Genomic DNA, 19,972 nt, shown 5'->3' on the forward strand with positions numbered 1-19,972 from the left:
TGTCATGAACGTCCATACCCCGACGCAGACCAGCGAAACGCTGATGGCCAATGCCCTTCGCGTTCTGGCAATGGATGCGGTCCAGACGGCCAATTCCGGCCATCCGGGCGCACCCATGGGCCTCGCCGATGTCGCCACGGTGCTGTTCAATCGTTTCCTGAAGATCGACCCGTCAGATCCCTCATGGCCAGACCGCGACCGCTTCGTCCTCAGCGCCGGCCACGCCTCGATGCTGGTCTATGCAATCCACCACCTGCTCGGTTATGACGACATGGACACCGGCCAGCTGAAAGCTTTTCGCCAGCTCGGCGCGCGCACCGCCGGCCACCCCGAATACGGCCATGCCAAGGGCATCGAGACGACCACGGGACCACTCGGCCAGGGCATCGCCACCGCCGTCGGCATGGCGCTGGCCGAGCGCATGCAGAACGCCCGTTTCGGCGACGATCTGGTCGATCATTTCACCTATGTGCTTGCCGGTGACGGCTGCCTGATGGAGGGCATCAGCCACGAGGCCATCGACATGGCCGGTCATCTCGGCCTCGGCCGTCTGATCGTCTTCTGGGACGACAACCGCATCACCATCGACGGGCCGACAAACCTGTCGACCTCCATGGACCAGACGAAGCGCTTCGAGGCCGCCGGCTGGCAGGTGCTCAGCGTCGATGGCCATGATGCCGAAGCCATCGCCAGGTCCATCGCGGCCGCCCGAACCGACACCGGCCGCCCGACGATGATTGCCTGCCGCACGGTGATCGGCCAGGGCGCCCCGACCATGGCCGGCAGTCATAAGGTGCACGGGGCGCCGCTTGGCGCGGAAGAGATCGCGGCCGCCAGAAACGCCCTTGCCTGGACCGCACCCGCCTTCGAGACCCCGGCGCCGATCAGAGAGGCCTGGGAAGACGTTGCGGTCCGGGGCGCCGCCGCCCGCAAGAGCTGGGAAACCCGCAAGGAAACGCATCCTCTGAAACAAGCCTTCGACTCCTCTCTCAAGGCCCCGGACGCCGGCGCGCTGGCCGCGGCGATTGCCACGCACAAGGAGAAGCTGAGTGCGGAAGCGCCGAAACTGGCCACACGCAAGGCCTCCGAACTCGCGCTGGAGGTTGTTGGCGCGACGCTACCCAATGCGGTCGGCGGCTCGGCTGACCTGACCGGGTCAAACAACACCTGGACCAGCGGCATGCGCGCCGTTTCCCGCAAGAATTATGGCGGCAACTACCTGCATTACGGCATTCGCGAACACGGCATGGCCGCGGCCATGAACGGCATCGCACTTCATGGCGGTTTCTTTGCCTATGGCGGCACGTTCCTCGCCTTTGCAGACTACTGCCGTCCGGCCATTCGCCTGTCCGCCCTGATGGGCCTGCCGGTCGCCTATGTCATGACCCATGACAGCATTGGGCTCGGCGAGGACGGTCCGACCCACCAGCCGGTCGAGACGCTGGCCTCGTTGCGCGCCATGCCGAACCTGACCGTCATCAGACCTGCCGACGCGGTCGAAACCGCCGAGGCCTGGGAGATCGCGGCAACTTCGCGGACGGCGCCGACCGTGCTGTGCCTGTCCCGCCAGGGATTGCCGACGCTTCGCACGGACCACACCCTCGAAAACAGGACCCGCCGCGGCGCCTATCTTCTGAAGGAGACGGACGGCGACCGGCACGTCACGCTGATCGCGACCGGTTCGGAGGTCGAGATCGCGCTTGCCGCCGCCGATCTTCTGGCCGTGAACGGCATCAAGGCCGCCATCGTCTCCGCGCCTTCCTTCGAGCTCTTTGCAAGGCAGGACCCGGCCTATCGCGCCGCGGTGCTCGGAACAGCGCCGCGCGTCGGTGTCGAGGCGGCCGTCCGCCAGGGTTGGGTCGCCCTGATCGGCGCCGACGGCGCCTTTGTCGGCATGACCGGCTTCGGCGCCTCAGCGCCGGCCTCCGACCTCTACGAACACTTCGGCATCACCCCGGCCGCGGTCGCAGCCGCCGCCAAGGCCCTGATTTAACCCCTAGGAGACTTCCATGGCGCTCATCACGCTCCGCCAGCTTCTCGATCACGCCGCCGAACACGGCTACGGCGTGCCGGCCTTCAACATCAACAACATGGAACAGGGCCTTGCGATCCTGCGCGCGGCGGCCGCCTGCGAGGCTCCCGTGATCCTGCAGGCCAGCCGCGGTGCGCGCTCCTATGCCGGCGACATCATGCTGCGCAACATGGTCGCCGCGCTGGCCGAGATGCATCCGGACATTCCGATCGTGATGCACCAGGACCATGGCAACAACGAAGCCACCTGCCTCTCCGCCATCCGCCACGGCTTCACCTCGGTGATGATGGACGGCTCGCTGGAAGAGGACATGAAGACCCCCGCGAGCTACGACTACAACCTGCATATCACCCGGCGCGTGACCCAGGCAGCACATGCGGTCGGCGCTTCGGTGGAAGGCGAACTCGGCGTGCTCGGCTCCCTGGAAACCGGCGTGGCCGGCGAGGAAGACGGCTCAGGCGCGGAAGGCAAATTGAGCCAGGACCAGCTGCTGACAGATCCGGATCAGGCGGTCGACTTCGTGCTCGCCACCAAATGCGACGCTTTGGCGATTGCCTGCGGCACGAGCCACGGCGCCTACAAATTCTCGCGCAAGCCGGATGGCGACATCCTGTCGATGGCCACCATCGAGGCGATCCACCGGAACCTGCCCTCGACCCACCTGGTCATGCACGGCTCCAGTTCGGTGCCGCAATATCTTCAGGACCTGATCAACGGGAACGGCGGCGACATGCCCCAGACCTATGGCGTGCCGGTCGAGGAGATCGAGCGCGGCATCCAGATGGGCGTGCGCAAGGTCAATATCGATACCGATTGCCGCATGGCCATGACCGGCCAGTTCCGCAAGCTCGCGCGCGACAAGCCGACGGAATTCGATCCGCGCAAATTCATGATCCCGGCAATGGCCGAGCTGGAAACGCTTTGCCGCGACCGTTTCGAGCGCTTCGGCACCGCCGGCCAGGCCGGAAAGATCCGGCCTGTTTCTCTCGACGACATGGCCGCCCGCTACGCCTCCGGAGCGCTCGACCCGCAGATCGCCACCTCACGGGCGGCCTAACCCTTTCAGAAAGAGGAGCTTTCACCATGCTCGACCAGGTCAAGACAGTCACCGACGCCAAGAAGAGATATTCCGCCGGCGTCATGAAATACGCCCAGATGGGCTATTGGGAACCCGATTACACGCCGAAGGACACGGATGTGATCGCGCTCTTCCGGATCACGCCCCAGGACGGTGTCGACGAGGTGGAAGCCGCGGCAGCCGTTGCCGGGGAGAGCTCGACGGCGACCTGGACCGTGGTCTGGACCGACCGGCTGACGGCCTGCGAGAAATACCGCGCCAAGGCCTATCGCGTCGATCCGGTGCCGAACAGCCCGGGAGAATTCTTCGCCTATATCGCCTATGACCTCGACCTGTTCGAGCCGGGCTCGATCGCCAACCTGACCGCCTCGATCATCGGAAATGTCTTCGGCTTCAAGCCGCTGAAGGCGCTCCGCCTGGAAGACATGCGCCTGCCGACCGCCTATGTGAAGACGTTCCAGGGCCCGGCGACCGGCATCGTCGTCGAACGCGAGCGGCTCAACTGCTACGGCCGGCCGCTGCTCGGCGCGACGGTGAAACCGAAACTCGGTCTTTCGGCGCGCAACTACGGGCGCGTCGTCTACGAGGCCCTCAAGGGCGGGCTCGATTTCACCAAGGACGACGAGAACATCAACAGCCAGCCCTTCATGCACTGGCGTGACCGTTTCCTCTACTGCATGGAAGCCGTCACCCGCGCCTCGGCCGCGACCGGCGAAGTCAAGGGCACCTATCTGAACATCACCGCCGGCACCATGGAGGAGATGTACGCCCGCGCCGAATTCGCCAAGTCGCTCGGCTCGGTGATCGTCATGATCGACCTCGTGATCGGTTATACCGCGATCCAGTCCATGGCCAAATGGGCGCGCGACAACGACATGATCCTGCACCTGCACCGCGCCGGCCACTCGACCTATACCCGCCAGCGCAGCCACGGGGTCAGCTTCCGCGTGATTGCCAAATGGATGCGCCTCGCCGGCGTCGATCACCTTCATGCCGGCACGGTCGTCGGCAAGCTGGAAGGCGATCCGGCAACCACCAAGGGCTACTACGACATCTTCCGCGAGGAATACAATCCGATGGCGCTGGAGAACGGCATCTTCTTCGACCAGGACTGGGCTTCGCTCAACAAGATGATGCCGGTCGCCTCCGGCGGCATCCATGCCGGCCAGATGCACCAGCTTCTGACTTATCTGGGCGAGGACGTCGTTCTGCAGTTCGGCGGCGGCACCATCGGCCATCCGCACGGCATCGAGGCGGGCGCAACGGCCAACCGTGTTGCGCTGGAAGCCATGGTCTATGCCCGCAATGCCGGCCGCGACATTTGGAACGAAGGCCCGGACATCCTGCGTGACGCCGCCGAGACCTGCACCCCGCTGAAACAGGCGCTGGAAATCTGGAAGGACGTCACCTTCGACTACACCTCGACCGACGCGCCCGACTTCGCTCCGACGCCGGAAGTGTCCTTCTAACCCGACTTTTCACACCGCCGGCACGCCGGCGGACCTCACCCGATTTAAAGGAGCAAACCCATGCGTCTCAGACAGGGCCAGTTCAGCTTTCTGCCGGATCTCACCGATGCGCAGATCCACGACCAGGCACAATATGCCATCGACAACGGCTGGGCCGTGTCGGTCGAATACACCGACGATCCACATCCCCGGAACACTTATTGGGAAATGTGGGGCCACCCGATGTTCGACAATCCGGATGCCGCCGCCGTGGTGTTCGAGATCAATGAATGCCGCAAGGAACATGGCGGCAAATACATCCGCGTGATCGCCTTCGACAGCAGCGCCGGCTGGGAGTCGATCCGGATGAGCTTCATTGTCAACCGGCCTAAGGACGAGCCCGGCTTCCGTGTGGTCCGTCAGGAAGGCGAAGGCCGCATCATCCGCTACACCGTGGAAAGCTATGCCGTTCGTGAGCCCGAAGGGCGCCGTTACGCCTGAGCGGGTCACAGCGGGCCGCCGAGCCATTCCTTCCTCCGGCCGGCGGCCCGCCTTTTTAGAACGGGAGCAGTCATCATGTCCGATAACGGCACCAGACCACCGACCGAAGTCGACCTTGCAGCGGCCTATGAGGAAAGCGGTGTGCGCGACATCCTGCGCGAGCTCGAAGACACCATGATCGGGCTCGGCCCGGTCAAACAGCGCATCCGGGAATCGGCGGCGCTGCTGCTGGTCGACCAGGCACGGCGGCAAATGGGTCTGGCGACCGACACGCCGACCCTGCACATGAGCTTCACCGGCAACCCGGGCACCGGCAAGACCACCGTGGCGCTCAAGATGGCCAGCCTGCTGCACCGGCTCGGCTATGTGCGCAAGGGACATCTGGTGACCGTGACCCGGGACGATCTGGTCGGCCAATACATCGGCCACACGGCACCCAAGACCAAGGAAATCCTGAAAAAGGCCATGGGCGGCGTCCTCTTCATCGACGAGGCCTATTATCTCTACAGGCCCGAAAACGAGCGCGACTACGGCCAGGAAGCGATCGAGATCCTGCTGCAGGTCATGGAAAACAACCGCGACGACCTGGTCGTGATCTTGGCCGGTTATGGCGACCGGATGGACCGGTTTTTCGAATCCAACCCCGGCTTCCGCTCCCGCATTGCCCATCACATCGAGTTTCCCGACTATTCGGACGACGAGCTGCTGCGTATTTCAGAAGGCATGCTGGCCGACCAGAACTATGCCTTCGATGACGAGGCCCGCCAGACGATGGTCGAGTATATCGCCGCGCGCCGGACCCAATCCCATTTCGCCAATGCCCGTTCGATCCGCAACGCGCTCGACCGCGCCCGATTGCGCCAGGCCAACCGCCTGTTCAGCGAAGCCGCGGGCCCGGTCGATGCGACTGCGCTCTCAACCATCCGCGAGGCGGACATCCGGGCCAGTCGCGTCTTCCGTGGTGGTCTCGACACGGACCGTCCCGTCCGGCGGGACGCCGCCGAATGATCCCCTCTTCTTCAACAAGGTGACACCAGATGACCTTCAGCCGATCCATCAAGATCGCCCCGTCGATCCTGTCCGCGGACTTTGCCGATTTCGGCCGGGAGATCGAAGCCATTGAGGACCAGGGCTGTGACTGGGTGCATGTCGACGTGATGGACGGGCATTTTGTGCCCAACCTCACCTTCGGTCCGCCGCTCTGCAAGGCGATCCGGCCGCATATCACGACGGTCATGGACGTGCATCTGATGATCGCCCCGGTCGATCCTTATATCGACGCCTTCGCAGAGGCCGGCGCCGACATCATCACCGCGCATCTGGAAGCCGGTCCGCATCCGCACCGGACCCTGCAGGCTATCCGCGCGACAGGGAAGAAGGCTGGCCTGGCGCTCAATCCGGGCACGCCGGTGGAGGCCGTGATCCCGCTTCTGGATCTCACCGACCTCATTTGCGTGATGACGGTCAATCCGGGTTTCGGCGGTCAGTCCTTCATCGCCGGCCAACTCGTCCAGATCCGGCGGCTCAAGGCCCTGATCGGCGACCGGCCGATCCATATCGAGGTCGATGGCGGTGTCGATCCTGCGACCGCGCCGCTTGTGGCCGAAGCCGGCGCCGATGTGCTGGTCGCCGGCTCCGCGGTTTTTCGCGGCGGCTCGGTCGAGGCCCCGGAGAAATATGGCGCCAACATCCGGGCCATTCGCGAGTCGGCAAACGCGGCGCTCCACCTGGCGGCCTGAGTGAAAGACTTGCGCACGCGGCCACTCGTGCGCGTTCGGCGGTCGTCGGCTATGATTGCCGCCGCGCCCGTCCGGCACCGCAACTTGCAAAGGAATATCTCTTATGGCCGCCACACCGCCCGTCTGCGATTTCGGCTGGAAAGCCCCGTCCTTCGAATTGCCCGCCACCGACGGCAGAACCTACAGCCTGGCCGACATTGCCGGTCCGAAGGGCACGCTGATCATGTTCATCTGCAATCACTGCCCCTATGTGGTGGCGGTGCGGGACCGTATCCTGCGCGATGCCCGCGACCTCGCGGCTCTCGGCATCGGCGTGGCCGCCATCAGCGCCAACGACACCGAGGCCTATCCGCAGGACAGTTTTGAGAAGATGAAAGAGTTGGCGGAGCGGGAGAATTTTCCCTTCCCTTATCTCTATGATGAGGACCAGTCGGTCGCCCGGGCCTACGACGCCGTCTGCACACCGGACTTTTTCGGCTTCAATTCCGCCCTGGAATTGCAATATCGCGGCCGACTCGATGCCTCTCGCAGGGAAAGCGGCCCGCCGGATCTGCGCCGGGATCTTTATGAAGCCATGCGGCAGGTGGCAGAAACCGGAAAGGGTCCGGAAGACCAGATCCCGTCCATGGGCTGTTCGATCAAGTGGAAGGCCGCATGACGCCGATTCTGATCTTCGATCTGGACGGCACGCTGATCGACAGCGCGCCGGACCTGCATGCCGCCGCCAGCCGGATGCTTGAAGCGGAGGGCGAAGCGCCGCTGCCTCTTGCCACCATCCGCTCATTCATCGGCAACGGCATTCCCGTCCTGGTCGACCGGATCATCGCGGCGACGGCGCTTTCTCCGGTGGATCGCAACCGTCTCGTTGCCGGCTTCCTTGCCGACTACCAGGCCCACGCCACGGACCTGACGGTCCCCTACCCGGATGTCGCGGCAACACTCACCACCCTGAAACAGGCAGGCCACGCCCTGGCGGTCTGCACCAACAAACCGGCAGCGCCGGCGCACGAAATTCTGACCGATCTTGGCCTTGCGTCTTTTTTCGATGATCTGATCGGCGGCGACAGCTTGCCAAGCCGCAAACCCGATCCGGAAGGCCTTCTAATTCTTCGGGATCGCCTGGGTTCAGGCCCGGTCGTCTATGTCGGCGACAGCGAGGTCGATGCGCAAACAGCCCAAAATGCGGGCGTGCCGTTTGCTCTTTTCACGGAAGGTTACCGGAAGAGCCCGGTGGGAGAGATTCCGCACACGGTCAGGTTTTCAAAATTCAACGATCTGCCGCAACAGGTCGAAAGCCTGCTGGCAATAGCAGGCCAAGCGTAAGCCGAACCCGTGTTGGATTCGGGCAAGAAATCGATCGGTTTACGGCGTTGCCGGTGTGTGCAGGGTGGTGACCGGCACGCCGGACGCGACCGTGTTGTCGGTCAGGGCAAGGCTCGGATTGGTGGCCTTGGTGGCGGCGACGCCGACAAGGATCAGCGCGACGACGGCAATGCTCCAGAACTTCATGTCTCTGCTCCGTTTGCTTTGGCCGCCCCCGCCAAGTCGCTGCAGGCCGTTCCGGCGGACGAATCGATCTTCGACTTTCGTCTATATTAGACTTTAGGATGAGTAAGGGCAATCCCGTAGAGTTACGTACTGGGACGGACACCCGATTTGTCGGCTCGTTGGCATCTTGTCAGAAGAATATCCTGCACGCCGAGCAACAGCTGCAACAGCCTGATTGATCGTCTATTGAAATGCCTGGCGCTCCACCCGCCGGGATCGGACACCATTCCAGTCGCTGAGGGAAAGCATGCGCCTACGACGTGAAACCCATATCTGACTAACAGACTACAGAACTGAGTTTTGCCGTTGACCGGAACGGTCTCACCGGTTCCAGGCCCTTTTCGTCAGGTCGGCACGAAATCCGGATCGTCACGCGCTCCGCGGCTTGCGCCGCTGTGCGGCCAGGTCCTTGGTATAGGCGGCCAGGGCGTCCAGTTGCTGCTGCGCCGCGCCACCGTCACGCGCCTCAAGGGCCGCGGCAAGGGCCTCGTGCAGATCGGCGATCCGCTCCCGGTCGCGCAGCCGGTAGACCAGCATGTTCATCAGGGGCTGCATGGCCTCGAAGGCGGCCGACAGCTGAAAGCTTAGCAGGGGATTGCCCGTGGCGGCGGCAATCGCCGAATGGAAAGCAACATCCGAAGCGCAGAATTCCACATCGGTGGTCAGGCTGTCGCGCTGGCGTGCGATCTCCCGGCGCATGTCCGACAAATGATTGTCAGAGCGTTTTTCCGCCGCCAGCGGCAAGGCAGAGGCTTCCAGCGCGAACCGGGCCTCCACCGCGTCTTCCAGCGCGATGTCGTTCATGCCGATCAGGAGCCGGGTGGTCGTCACCAGATTGTCCTGGGCTTCGTCCCAGGTGATGCGGTTGACGAAGGCGCCACCCGAAGAGCCGCGTTCGCTGCGAATGAGGTTTTGCGCTGCCAGGCGCTTCAGCGCCTCGCGCACCGTTGACCGGGACACGCCGAACCGTTCGGCCAGCTCCGCCTCGCTCGGCAACCGTTCCTCGCTGGCAAGCCGGCCTTCCAGAATGGCGTCGCGGATGGCATTGGCGATCTGGACCGAGAGGCCCTCTTTCTGAATCGTGTTGAATTCAATCGCCAAGTCGGTCTCCGGCTATCTTGCAAATGTGCAGGCAAGTTACTGGGGCGCCCGGCAAGGGTCAATTAAAATGTTTAAATGTCTGACAATTAAATGTTTGACTTTTGCACATTGTAAGCGCAGCGTATGGCCAACGACGATCTCGGGAGGATCAGATGGAGACCATGACGCGGCTGCTCACCGGCCAGAGAGGCCTGTGGCTGGCCTTCTATGGCAGCGTGCTTGCGGCCTGGGGCGCCCTGTTCGCCATGCAGGCGCAATTGCCTGCCGCCCTGAGCGTTGACGGTCTCGGATATTTTCTGTCGCTCTGCCGGACCACGGCTGCGGATGCAGGTTTTGTCTCCGCCCTCATCATGTGGTCACTGATGGCGCTCGCCATGATGGCGCCGACCGCCTTCCCGGCCTTTCGCACCTATGCACAGCTCAACCGGACAGCCGGCTCCGGATCTCCACCGCTCATCGCCCTCTTCGCCGGCTACATGACGGTCTGGCTCGGCTTCGCGGTCCTGGCGGCTTTTCTGCAAGTCCGGCTTGCGGAATTCGGCCTGGTCTCAACGTTCGGCCAGTCGATCTCGGCACCGCTCAACGGCGTTCTTCTGCTGCTGGCGGGAGCCTATCAGTTCAGCGCCCTGAAGGAGGCCTGTCTCAACGCCTGCCAGAGCCCGATGACCTTCTTTTTCAGTCACTGGCAACCCGGTGCAAAAGGTGGCGCGAAACTGGGCCTGCGACTCGGCGCCGTCTGTCTCGGCTGCTGCTGGGCCCTGATGCTGCTCGCCTTTGTCGCCGGCACCATGAACCTCGCGTTCATGGGCCTCGCCATGGTGCTGATGAGCCTAGAAAAACTGCCGGCGATCGGCGCACGCCTCACCGCACCGCTTGGTGTCTTTCTCATTCTGGCGGGAGCGGTGGTGCTGCTCCTGTCCGCTTTCATACCATTCAACTAGGGAGAAAATCATGTCCGGATGGGCCATTCGCGGCGAACTGATTCTGAACTGCAACTGCACGGTCTTTTGTCCTTGCGTCGTTTCGCTCGGCAAGCATCCGCCCACCGAGGGCTATTGCCAGACCTGGGGCGGTGTGCGCATCGACGAAGGCCATTTCATGGGCGAGGATCTGTCTGGCCTGAACATCGGGCTCCTGATCGAAATCCCCGGGCTGATGGCACGCGGCAACTGGAAAGCCGCCGTCTTTATCGACGACCGGGCAAGCGAAGCTGCCTATGACGGTTTGGTCAAAATCTTCTCTGGCGAGGTCAAGGGCACCACGGGCCTCTTCAAGGTGCTGGTGAGCGAGTTTCTCGGCGCGGAGCGGGCCCCCATTTCCTACACGACCGAGGGCAAGACACGCCGGCTGGTTGTCGGGCGGGCGATCAAGGGAGAGGTTGTCCCGGTACAGGGCGCGGATCCGGAGAAAGATCTGGTGATCACCAACACCGAATACTGGATGGGATCCGACATCACGGTCGCGACCGCAACGCAAGGGCGTGTCCGCGCCTATGGCCGCGTCTGGGACTTTGACGGCCGCAGTGCCGAAATCTGCCAGATCGACTGGTCCGGCCCCGCCGCCGAACAAGCCGCTTAAGGCCCGAGGAGGTCGCCATGCAGGTTCCCGCGCTTTCCATTTCCCGCCGCACGCGCAAGACACCGTTTTCAAGGCGTGTCCAGGCTGCAGGGGTCAAGGGCTATACGGTCTATAACCATATGCTCCTGCCCACCGTCTTCGACAGTGTCGAAGCGGATTACCACCATCTGAAAAAGGACGTTCAGATCTGGGATGTGGCCTGCGAGAGGCAGGTGGAATTGTGGGGGCCTGACGCGGCGCGCCTCGCCCAGATGCTGACGCCGCGCGATCTCTCCAGCATGACGGAGGGCCGCTGCTTTTACACGCCCATGGTCGACGAGACCGGCGGCATGCTCAACGACCCGGTCACCACGAAACTTGCAGACGACAAGTTCTGGGTGTCGGTTGCCGACAGTGACTTGCTGTTCTGGATCAAGGGCCTTGCCCATGCCTTCCGGCTGGAGGTCGATGTCGACGAGCCGGACGTCTCGCCGCTGGCGATCCAGGGGCCCAAGGCCGAAGACCTGGTTGCCCGGGTTTTCGGCGAGCGCATCCGCAAGATCCGCTTTTTTCACTTCGACTATGTCGAGTTCGAGGGCCGAAGACTGGTTCTGGCCCGTTCGGGCTATTCCAAACAGGGCGGCTTTGAACTTTATGTGGAGGATTCGCGCCTTGGAGAGCCGATATGGGACGCCTTCATGGCGGCGGGTGAAGACCTCAATGTGCGCGCCGGCTGCCCCAACCTGATCGAACGCATCGAGGGTCAGCTGCTTTCCTACGGCAACGACATGACCCGCAACAACACGCCGCATGAATGTGGCCTCGGGCGGTTCTGCCAGACCAAGGACGCCATCGGCTGCGTCGGCCGCGATGCCCTGCTCAGAGTCGCGGTGGAAGGCCCTGTGCGGCAGATTCGCAGCCTGGCCATCGACGGCGACCCGGTGCCGCCCTGCGACGAGCTCTGGCCGATCATTGCCGGCGGCCGCCAGGTCGGCACCGTCAGTTCCGCCGCCTATTCCCCTGATTTCCGCACCAATGTCGCCATCGGCATGGTGCGCATGACCCATTGGGACGACGGCACCAAGGTGCAGGTCGACACGCCGCACGGCATACGGTCGGCGACCGTTTGGGAGACACCCTTTTCCAACCAGGGAGCTTAGGATGAAGCAGCATTACGATGCTTTCGCCAAGGCGTCCGCCAACCATGTGCCGCTGTCGCCGCTGTCCTTTCTGGAACGGACCGCCGCGATCTTTCCGGACCGCACGGCGCTGATCTACAACGACCGGCGCTTCACCTGGGCCGAGGTGATGGACCGGGTCCGGCGCGTTGCCTCCAGCCTGACACAGCTTGGCATTGGTCCCGGCGACACGGTGTCCGTGATGGCGGCAAACACGCCGGAACTGTTCGAGCTGCACTATGCCGTGCCTTTGACCGGCGCCGTTCTCAACACAATCAACACTCGCCTGGAACCGGAAACCGTCGCCTATATCCTGGATCACGGCGACGCGAGGCTGGTGATCGCCGACACGGCTTTTTCCGCTGTCATGCAAAGCGCCTTCCAGCTGAACGGCAAGGCCCTCCCGGCCATCGACATCGTCGATCCGGACGGACCGGGCGGCGAGCGGATCGGCTCTGAAACCTACGAAGAGCTTGTGGCGGCCGGAGATCCGGGCTTTGCCTTCGCAGGGCCGGATGATGAATGGGCCGCGCTGGCGCTCAACTACACCTCCGGCACCTCCGGGCGGCCAAAAGGCGTGGTCTATCATCACCGCGGCGCCTATCTGATGGCGATGGGAACACCGGTCGCCTGGGAATTGCCGCGCCATCCTGTCTATCTTTATTCCGTGCCCATGTTTCACTGCAACGGCTGGTGCCATGCCTGGACCATGACACTGATGGCCGGCACCATCGTGCTGATCCGCCAGATCACGGGCGAGGCCGTCTTCAGGCTGATTGCCGAACACGGCATCACGCATCTCGGCGGTGCGCCGATCGTCCTGTCGATGCTGATCAACACGCCGGAGGCGCAGCGGGCATCCGTGCCGCACAAGGTGAAGATCCTGACCGCCGGCGCCCCCCCACCCGCCGCCGTTCTGGCCGGCGTCAAAAAACTCGGCTTCGAGGTGATGCAGGTCTATGGCCTGACGGAAACCTATGGCCACGTCGCCCAATGCCTGTGGCAGGAGGACTGGGACGCTCTTGCGCCGGACGCACAGGCCGAACGCCAGTCCTGGCAGGGTGTCGTCTTCCCGATGACGGAAACAATTGACGTTGTCGACCGCGACAACGGCCGGCCTGTTCCCCATGATGGCGAGACCCAAGGAGAGATCGTCATTCGCGGCAACACGGTCATGAAGGGCTATTACAAGAACCCGGAAGCGACCGCGGAGGCGTTCTCCGGCGGCGCCTTCAAGTCGGGCGATGCGGCCGTGCGCCACCCGAACGGCTATATCCAGATCCGCGACCGGCTCAAGGACGTGATCATCTCCGGCGGTGAAAACATTTCCTCCGTCGAGGTTGAAGGCATTCTGCACCGGCACCCGGACGTGGTACTGGCCGCTGTGGTCGCCCTGCCGGACGAAAAATGGGGCGAGGTTCCCTGCGCCTTCGTGGAGCTGAAAGAGGGCAGCCGTGAAACCGAAGACAGCCTGATCGCGTTCTGTAAAGGACACATGGCCGGCTTCAAGCGGCCCAAGAAAATCGTTCTGACCGAGCTGCCCAAGACGGCAACCGGCAAGATCCAGAAATACGTCCTGCGCCAGGAGGCCAGGGCGATGACCGAGACCACCAGATAACGGGATTGAGGCTCATGGCTTTCAAAGCACTGATTGTGAACAAGGACGACGACAGCAAGACCCATGCGGGCATCGAGGAAATCGAAGAGACCCGGCTGCCGGAAGCCGATGTCACCGTTGCCGTTGAATATTCGACCCTGAACTACAAGGACGGTTTGTGCCTCGGCCCCGGCGGCGGCCTTGTCAGGACCTATCCGCATGTGCCGGGCATCGATTTTGCCGGCACGGTCGAGGAAAGTTCCGACGACTGGTATAAGCCCGGCGACAAGGTGGTGCTGACCGGCTGGCGCGTCGGCGAAGCCTGGTGGGGCGGCTATTCCCAGAAGGCCCGGGTCAAGGGCGAATGGCTGGTGCCGCTGCCCCAAGGCATCACCACCCGCAACGCCATGGCTGTCGGCACGGCCGGCTTCACCGCCATGCTGGCGATCATGGCGCTTGAGGACCACGGTCTGAAGCCGGGAAACGGCCCGGTTCTCGTGACGGGCGCCGCCGGCGGCGTCGGTTCGGTCGCCACCGCCATCCTTGCCAATCTCGGGTATGAAGTCGCCGCCGTCACCGGCAGGGAAAGCACCTGGGACTACCTGAAATCCCTCGGCGCCAGCTCCATCGTACCGCGCGACGACGTCGCCGAAACGGTCAAGCGGCCCCTCGAAACCGAGACCTGGGCGGGCTGCGTCGATGCCGTCGGCGGCGCCATGCTGGCGCGAATCCTCGGCCAGATGAAATACGGCGCCTCGGTGGCCGCCGTCGGCCTTGCCGGCGGCGCGGCCCTGCCGGCCACCGTCATCCCGTTCCTGTTGCGGGGGGTGAACCTGCTTGGCATCGACAGTGTCATGAAACCTTATGATGCCCGCCTGAAGGCCTGGGAGCGCCTGGCCAAGGACCTGCCGATGGACAAGCTGGAAGCGATGATCCAGCCGGCGACACTCGCAGACCTGCCACAGCTCGGCGCGGATATCCTGAAAGGCCAGGTCAAGGGCCGTGTGGTCGTTGATGTGAACGCGTGACGGTTAAGGGGCGGTCAGACCTCTGACCGCCCGTAATGCTCCTTTAGAAAATCGATCATCACCCGAACCTTCCGCGGCAGGTAGGAGCGGCTCGGATAAAGCAGCCAGGCTGCGGTATCGAAGGATGCCGCGGCACAAGCATGATCCGGGAACAGATCGGCCAGCGTGCCCCTCTCCAGATCCCGCTGCACCAGCATGATCGGCAACAGCGCGACGCCCATGCCAAGCCGGGCAGCCGAGCGGATCGACAAAGCATTCGAGATCACCGTCGCGCCGCCAACCGGCACGCTGAACGCATCCGTGGCGCCCTTTTCCCGAAATTGCCAGAGCGTCTTGAAGCCCGGGATGGCAAAGCGGATGCAATCGCGCTCCGACAGCTCCCCGGGATGCGCGGGCCGGCCCGTCCGTTCCAGATAAACCGGCGAAGCCACCACCCGATAGCTGGTGGTCATCAGCTTGCTGACGATCCAGTCGCCCTGCGGCATCTGGCCGAAACGCACGGCAAGGTCGATGCCGTCCGCCCTGAGGTCCAGATTGGCGTCGGAGGCCAGAATCTCGAGATCGATCTCCGGATACCGCGTTCGAAACTCCGGCAGGATCGGCATCAAACATTCCTGAACGAAGGAAATGCTGGCGGTCATGCGCAGTGTGCCCCGCGGCGAAACCGCATTCATGCGGGCTTCGTCACCGGCGGCTTCCAGCTCTTCGACAAGAGGCCCGATCCGGTTGAGATAAAGCTCCCCTTCCCCGGTCGGCGCCAGGCTCCGCGTGCTGCGCTGAAACAGGCGAAAGCCGACATCCTGCTCCAATTGGGCGATGACACGTGAGACGCTGGAAGCGTCCAGTTCCAGAAGCCGGGCGACCGCAGCAAAGCTGCCGAGATCCCTGACCAGCAAGGCGGTTTTGAGCGTGGAAAGTTCCATTCGTGCAGATTACGCACGAGTTCAGTGTTTTCCGAGCCATTTTTTGAATTCCCGCAAGAAACTAGATCCAACTTGCCAACCAACAAGGAGGCAGGTTCATGACCCAGTTGTTACGCATCAATTCAAGTTCCCGGCAGGACGGCTCGCATTCGGCGGCCGTGGCCGATGTATTCGAGGCCGAATTCCGGCAAAAACACCCCGGCTGCCGGGTGATCACAAGAAACGTCGCGGACGGATCCATTCCGTTCATCGCCCAGGAGACCATCGAGGGCTTCTATGCACCGCAGGACACCCTGTCCGATGATCTCAAGGCGGCTACCGCGCTGTCGGATGAGCTGATCGCGGAAATCCAGGCCTCAGACACGTTGCTTCTGGCCGTGCCGATCTACAATTTCTCCATTCCCGCGGCCCTGAAGGCCTGGATCGATCAGATCATGCGGATCGGACACACGTTTTCGATGGGCGAGGCCGGCTTTAAGGGCTTGGTCAAGGCAAGGCGGGCGGTCATCGTCTGCGCTTATGGCGCTGAAGGCTATTTGGCCGAAGAACCCTTTGCCGCGGCCAATTTCCTGGAACCTTATCTGAAATTCCTGTTTGCTTTCCTCGGCATCGAGACAGTGGATTTCGTCCATGTCCAGGGCACCGCGACGGCGACGCCCGAGACATTTGCCGGCCGGCTGGAGGCAGCTCGGGAAGACGCGCGCCGGGCCGCATAGCAAATCGCACGGGACGGGAACATCGCAACCGGAACCGGGTTTCTCGAAAGATACTGCTTCTCAGGCCCGAATCCGGTTGCATTTGGCGGAAAGCTCCCATATAAGCGCCCGGTCCAGAGTCGTCCGGCTCGTCGTGGACTGGATTTCTGTGTTCCGATGCAGACCGTCTTCGACAACCAAGGGCATGCCGTGTCGGCTCTGAATGCACCAAGAACGAAGCACCCGTTTGACAGCGGGAGCACCAAGGAAAGGATGCAAAATGCCCAAGCTGAAGACGAAGTCCGGCGCCAAAAAGCGCTTTAAAGTGACCGCGACCGGCAAGGTGAAAACCGCGCAGGCCGGCAAGCGTCATGGCATGATCAAGCGCACGAACAAGTTCATCCGCAACGCCCGTGGCACCACCACGCTGAGCGACCAGGATGCAAAGATCGTGAAGCAGTTCCTGCCGTACGCATAACGCCAGCCCCGAAGGAGATCATCTAAATGTCACGCGTCAAACGGGGCGTAACCGCCCACGCTCGTCACAAGAAAGTTATCAAAGCGGCAAAAGGCTATTATGGCCGTCGCAAGAACACCATCCGCGTTGCCAAGCAGGCCGTCGAGAAGGCCGGTCAGTACGCTTACCGCGACCGCAAGGCCAAGAAGCGCAACTTCCGTTCGCTCTGGATCCAGCGCATCAACGCCGCGACCCGTCAGCACGGCATGACCTACGGCACCTTCATCAACGGCCTGAACAAGGCCGGTGTTGAGGTCGACCGCAAGGTTCTGTCCGACCTGGCCATCAATCAGCCGGACGCCTTCAAGGTGCTGGTCGACAAGGCCCAGGGCGCGCTGGCCGCCTAAGGCAGTCACGCTTCTGGAATTTCAGGAAAGCGCGGTCCATCGGACCGCGCTTTTCTTTTGGGCTCGCATATGGTCCCTTGGTGCCGTTGACCTGATCGTCCCTTCCGGTGCCAATGCCATGCCCCTGTCCGATAAACAAACCGCTGTCCTGAAGGGCATGATCGCCGCCCTTCTTGTCTGCGCCCTGGCGCTCATCGCCGGCGCCTTGCTTCTTTCCGAAACGCTTTTGACGGAAGACACACTTGCCGGCCGGTTTTTGCTCCCGGCCAAATCCGGTCTCGCGATCAGCCTGTGGTTGCTCGCCGCCATCGGCGTGCTCGCGCGGCATCGATTCTTCACCCCGGAAGACATCGACGGCAGTGGCCTGACGGAAGGCACCGTGACGGCCAGGCGCCTGCAGGCGGTCCTGCAGAACACACTGGAACAGACCGTGCTGGCAGTGATCGCCTATGGCTGCTTCGCCCTTCTGGCCCCGATCCAATATCTTGGTGCCCTTCCGGCCGCCGCACTCCTGTTCTGGATCGGACGGACACTGTTCTGGCTTGGCTACGGCAAAGGAGCGGGAGGTCGCGCATTCGGCTTCGCTCTGACCTTCTATTCGACTGCCATGTTGCTGATCGCAACTCTGGTTCTCGCGATTTTGTAGCGGCTATGATTGCGCCGAATTGACAGCAGGCTTGCCTCGAATGACCCATGTCATCATTTTCGATTGCGAATTTCTGACGAGACCGGGAGCGAAATCGCGCATGTGGTGCGGCCCCGAGGATCCCGATCCCTGCGTCGTCCAGATTGGCGCCGTCAAATTGTCGCTCGAACCGGATTTTGCCATCGCGGCAACGGAGAAGATCTTCATCAAATCCCGGGACCGATCCGGAAAGACATGTGTCGTCGCCCCGTTTTTCGTCGAATTGACCGGCATTACCCAGGCGCAGGTCGACGCGGAAGGTGTGAGCCAGACGGAAGCGCTCAATCGCCTGGAGCGGTTTGCGGACGGAGCGTCCCTATGGTCCTGGGGCAAGGACGAATTCTTTCTGCTCGCCATAAGCTGCTACGTCGCCGGTATCGCGCCATCCATTGCCGCACATCGCTTCGGCAACGCGGGCAACCTCCTGCTGACCGCAGGAATGCCCCGCGACGATCTGGAGCAGACCACCAGCGGTCAGCTCGCCGGTTATTATGGCTTGTCGGGCGGAAGTGACCGACGGCATCACGATGCGTTGGATGATGCGATTTCCGTGGCCCTGTGCCTTCAACACCTTTTGAGAGAATCCCGACTCACTCCGGAAGACTTCCAACTCCCGGCAAGCGTCAGATCATGACGCGCTAGTATCCGGTCCGGTAAAAGCTGACGGCGCTCGGCACTTTCGGCAGATCCTTCTCGGACCGGATTGTCCATTTGAGCGGATAGGCCCCGAAGGCCAGCCGGGTGCCGTCGGCCCAGACCCGGTCTTGCAGCACTTCATCCACTTCCGGCAGATCGAAAACGGCACAAGTACGGCCGTCCACCGGTCGCGCGATATTGGTCTGCCAGCCCGCAAGGCCGCAGCCAGCGGGGTTTTCCGGGTCGTTGTAGATCGCGGTTACCTCGTCCTGGTTGGTCTTCAGGGTGATCGATTCGACCTTGAGGGCGACACGGATCGCCTCGCTGTCCTCAGATACTTCGACGATCCCGGTCTCGTAGCGGGCCTGAACGGTGGGCACACGGCAGGCATTGCTGGCAAAGACCTGGCTCCTGGCGGCCATGCGGCCGCTGCCGTCGATCGTGAGAAGGGTGATCATGCCGTGCCGGCTATTCTGGCCGATCGGCAGGCAATCGGTGGTCCATTCCCCCTGCAGGCTGGCCGGAACGATCGGGTCGGCCCGAGATTCGGTCGCCAGGACACAGATGGCCAGGCTCAGGGCAACGGATAGCGAACGCATTATGGACTCCGCAGAATTGACGATTGAAGGCGTTCGATCGGTAAAGACTGATTCCGGTCGCGCCGTGACCGAACGATGGCGCTTTGATGGTTGTGTTCCGCAAATTGTAACGGCGTTCCAAATCGCCTTGAGCCGCTTGAGAATCTAGGTTCTCAAGCCCCGTTCCCGGCTTGTCCCCGCTATCCCCGCGCCTCACCGGCCTTTCCGGAAACGTGTCACCTTGTTAACTTTTATTAATACGGATTGGCGGTTTTCTGCGGACAAAAGGTTAACAAGCCGTTAAGCTGGCACGATGATTGCGACGTTTCAGGCAAGGCAACGCCAAGCGTGCCAATCTGAAACAACGAGGCGTGAAGACGTGCGAGTGAATCCGGTAACATCCGCAGGCCGTGCCAATGTGAGGCGCAAGCGTCCCGCAATGGGAGAGACCGAGTCAGAACGCCAGAACAGCTTTGCCGCCCACCTGCCTGTGCCGTCGCAGCCGCTCGAACGGGACCAGCAGGCGTTCACCTCGCGCTACCGCCCGAATTCCGTTTTCCTGGCGCATCTGATCGCGACCCGCGATTTCGACATCCAGGTCGGCAAACCGCTGCCGAGCGACACGCTGAATGGCGCGAACAGCTATCGCGCCGTCGCCGCCCTGCCGCGCCGTCGCGCCGCCGGCCATCTGCTCAAGACCGAGCGCTGAGATTTTCAAAGTTTCCAGATGTACCACTGGATACCACTGGCCCGGGGCACTGCCCCGGGTTCTTTTTTGTCCGAA

Annotated in this window: 23 protein-coding genes; 19 read left to right on the top strand and 4 right to left on the bottom strand. The window is 62.7% G+C overall.

The window, feature by feature from the left end; translation table 11 throughout:
• The first annotated feature begins 4 nt into the window (after positions 1-4).
• The 8 genes from tkt to gph all read left to right on the top strand — a co-directional run bounded on the left by tkt (position 5) and on the right by gph (position 8,121).
• Positions 5-1,993, top strand: coding sequence for a transketolase (tkt, locus tag M0H32_RS19360; protein ID WP_248156838.1), 1,989 nt, complete (start codon positions 5-7; stop codon positions 1,991-1,993).
• Between the two features lie 16 nt (positions 1,994-2,009).
• The gene (gene fba, locus M0H32_RS19365) at positions 2,010-3,089 is read left to right on the top strand and encodes a class II fructose-bisphosphate aldolase (RefSeq protein ID WP_248156839.1); all 1,080 of its coding nucleotides are present in this window, start codon (positions 2,010-2,012) and stop codon (positions 3,087-3,089) included.
• Positions 3,090-3,115: 26 nt separating this feature from the next.
• Positions 3,116-4,579 carry a form I ribulose bisphosphate carboxylase large subunit gene (locus M0H32_RS19370; protein ID WP_248156840.1) on the top strand — a complete coding sequence of 488 codons (1,464 nt, stop codon included), beginning with the start codon at positions 3,116-3,118 and terminating at the stop codon, positions 4,577-4,579.
• A 60-nt stretch (positions 4,580-4,639) separates the two neighbouring features.
• The gene (locus tag M0H32_RS19375; protein WP_248156841.1) at positions 4,640-5,059 is read left to right on the top strand and encodes a ribulose bisphosphate carboxylase small subunit; all 420 of its coding nucleotides are present in this window, start codon (positions 4,640-4,642) and stop codon (positions 5,057-5,059) included.
• A 75-nt stretch (positions 5,060-5,134) separates the two neighbouring features.
• Positions 5,135-6,067 carry a CbbX protein gene (cbbX, locus tag M0H32_RS19380; RefSeq protein WP_248156843.1) on the top strand — a complete coding sequence of 311 codons (933 nt, stop codon included), beginning with the start codon at positions 5,135-5,137 and terminating at the stop codon, positions 6,065-6,067.
• A 29-nt stretch (positions 6,068-6,096) separates the two neighbouring features.
• Complete coding sequence (gene rpe, locus M0H32_RS19385; RefSeq protein WP_248156845.1) at positions 6,097-6,798, top strand: ribulose-phosphate 3-epimerase; 702 nt, start codon at positions 6,097-6,099, stop codon at positions 6,796-6,798.
• 103 nt (positions 6,799-6,901) lie between these two features.
• Complete coding sequence (locus M0H32_RS19390; protein WP_248156847.1) at positions 6,902-7,456, top strand: thioredoxin family protein; 555 nt, start codon at positions 6,902-6,904, stop codon at positions 7,454-7,456.
• Positions 7,453-8,121, top strand: a complete 669-nt coding sequence (gene gph / locus M0H32_RS19395; protein ID WP_248156849.1) for a phosphoglycolate phosphatase — start codon at positions 7,453-7,455, stop codon at positions 8,119-8,121. Before M0H32_RS19390 ends, gph begins: the two co-directional genes overlap by 4 nt.
• A 39-nt stretch (positions 8,122-8,160) precedes the next feature.
• On the opposite strand, the gene M0H32_RS19400 is transcribed toward gph, so the two are convergent.
• The gene (locus M0H32_RS19400; protein ID WP_248156851.1) at positions 8,161-8,307 is read right to left on the bottom strand and encodes a hypothetical protein; all 147 of its coding nucleotides are present in this window, start codon (positions 8,305-8,307) and stop codon (positions 8,161-8,163) included.
• Positions 8,308-8,715: 408 nt separating this feature from the next.
• Complete coding sequence (locus M0H32_RS19405) at positions 8,716-9,447, bottom strand: FadR/GntR family transcriptional regulator (RefSeq protein WP_248156853.1); 732 nt, start codon at positions 9,445-9,447, stop codon at positions 8,716-8,718.
• Between the two features lie 152 nt (positions 9,448-9,599).
• Between M0H32_RS19405 and M0H32_RS19410 the strand changes: the two genes are divergently transcribed.
• From M0H32_RS19410 to acuI, 5 genes are read left to right on the top strand one after another with little or no spacing between them, the layout of a single operon-like run.
• Positions 9,600-10,388 (top strand): DUF2182 domain-containing protein, encoded by a 789-nt coding sequence (locus M0H32_RS19410; protein ID WP_248156855.1) that lies wholly within the window; start codon positions 9,600-9,602, stop codon positions 10,386-10,388.
• Between the two features lie 10 nt (positions 10,389-10,398).
• Positions 10,399-11,025, top strand: coding sequence for a DUF1326 domain-containing protein (locus M0H32_RS19415; RefSeq protein ID WP_248156857.1), 627 nt, complete (start codon positions 10,399-10,401; stop codon positions 11,023-11,025).
• Between the two features lie 17 nt (positions 11,026-11,042).
• Positions 11,043-12,164, top strand: a complete 1,122-nt coding sequence (locus M0H32_RS19420) for a dimethylsulfoniopropionate demethylase (protein WP_248156859.1) — start codon at positions 11,043-11,045, stop codon at positions 12,162-12,164.
• 1 nt (position 12,165) lies between these two features.
• Positions 12,166-13,800, top strand: a complete 1,635-nt coding sequence (locus tag M0H32_RS19425; protein ID WP_248156861.1) for an acyl-CoA synthetase — start codon at positions 12,166-12,168, stop codon at positions 13,798-13,800.
• Positions 13,801-13,814: 14 nt separating this feature from the next.
• Entirely contained in the window at positions 13,815-14,807 is a 993-nt protein-coding gene (acuI, locus tag M0H32_RS19430; protein WP_248156863.1) for an MDR family oxidoreductase, read from the top strand.
• Positions 14,808-14,821: 14 nt separating this feature from the next.
• On the opposite strand, the gene M0H32_RS19435 is transcribed toward acuI, so the two are convergent.
• Positions 14,822-15,730, bottom strand: coding sequence for a LysR family transcriptional regulator (locus M0H32_RS19435; RefSeq protein WP_248156865.1), 909 nt, complete (start codon positions 15,728-15,730; stop codon positions 14,822-14,824).
• Between the two features lie 98 nt (positions 15,731-15,828).
• Here M0H32_RS19435 and M0H32_RS19440 point away from each other — a divergent pair, with 98 nt between their 5' ends.
• The 5 genes from M0H32_RS19440 to M0H32_RS19460 all read left to right on the top strand — a co-directional run bounded on the left by M0H32_RS19440 (position 15,829) and on the right by M0H32_RS19460 (position 18,608).
• Positions 15,829-16,446, top strand: coding sequence for an FMN-dependent NADH-azoreductase (locus tag M0H32_RS19440; protein ID WP_248156867.1), 618 nt, complete (start codon positions 15,829-15,831; stop codon positions 16,444-16,446).
• 259 nt (positions 16,447-16,705) lie between these two features.
• A complete protein-coding gene (gene rpmI, locus M0H32_RS19445) occupies positions 16,706-16,903 on the top strand; it encodes a 50S ribosomal protein L35 (protein WP_023002610.1) in 198 nt (65 codons plus the stop codon).
• 26 nt (positions 16,904-16,929) lie between these two features.
• On the top strand, positions 16,930-17,289 hold the full coding sequence (rplT, locus tag M0H32_RS19450; RefSeq protein WP_248156869.1) for a 50S ribosomal protein L20: 360 nt from the start codon (positions 16,930-16,932) through the stop codon (positions 17,287-17,289).
• A 118-nt stretch (positions 17,290-17,407) separates the two neighbouring features.
• Positions 17,408-17,935, top strand: coding sequence for an MAPEG family protein (locus M0H32_RS19455; RefSeq protein ID WP_248156871.1), 528 nt, complete (start codon positions 17,408-17,410; stop codon positions 17,933-17,935).
• Positions 17,936-17,975: 40 nt separating this feature from the next.
• The gene (locus tag M0H32_RS19460; protein WP_248156873.1) at positions 17,976-18,608 is read left to right on the top strand and encodes a 3'-5' exonuclease; all 633 of its coding nucleotides are present in this window, start codon (positions 17,976-17,978) and stop codon (positions 18,606-18,608) included.
• A gap of 4 nt (positions 18,609-18,612) precedes the next feature.
• On the opposite strand, the gene M0H32_RS19465 is transcribed toward M0H32_RS19460, so the two are convergent.
• Positions 18,613-19,209 (bottom strand): hypothetical protein, encoded by a 597-nt coding sequence (locus M0H32_RS19465; protein ID WP_248156875.1) that lies wholly within the window; start codon positions 19,207-19,209, stop codon positions 18,613-18,615.
• A 418-nt stretch (positions 19,210-19,627) separates the two neighbouring features.
• On the opposite strand from M0H32_RS19465, the gene M0H32_RS19470 reads away from it, so the two are divergent.
• Positions 19,628-19,897, top strand: coding sequence for a hypothetical protein (locus M0H32_RS19470; RefSeq protein WP_248156877.1), 270 nt, complete (start codon positions 19,628-19,630; stop codon positions 19,895-19,897).
• The last annotated feature ends 75 nt before the right edge of the window (positions 19,898-19,972 follow it).

It is taken from the genome of Roseibium sediminicola (genome assembly GCF_023156505.1).
Classification (GTDB): Bacteria; Pseudomonadota; Alphaproteobacteria; order Rhizobiales; family Stappiaceae; genus Roseibium; species Roseibium sediminicola.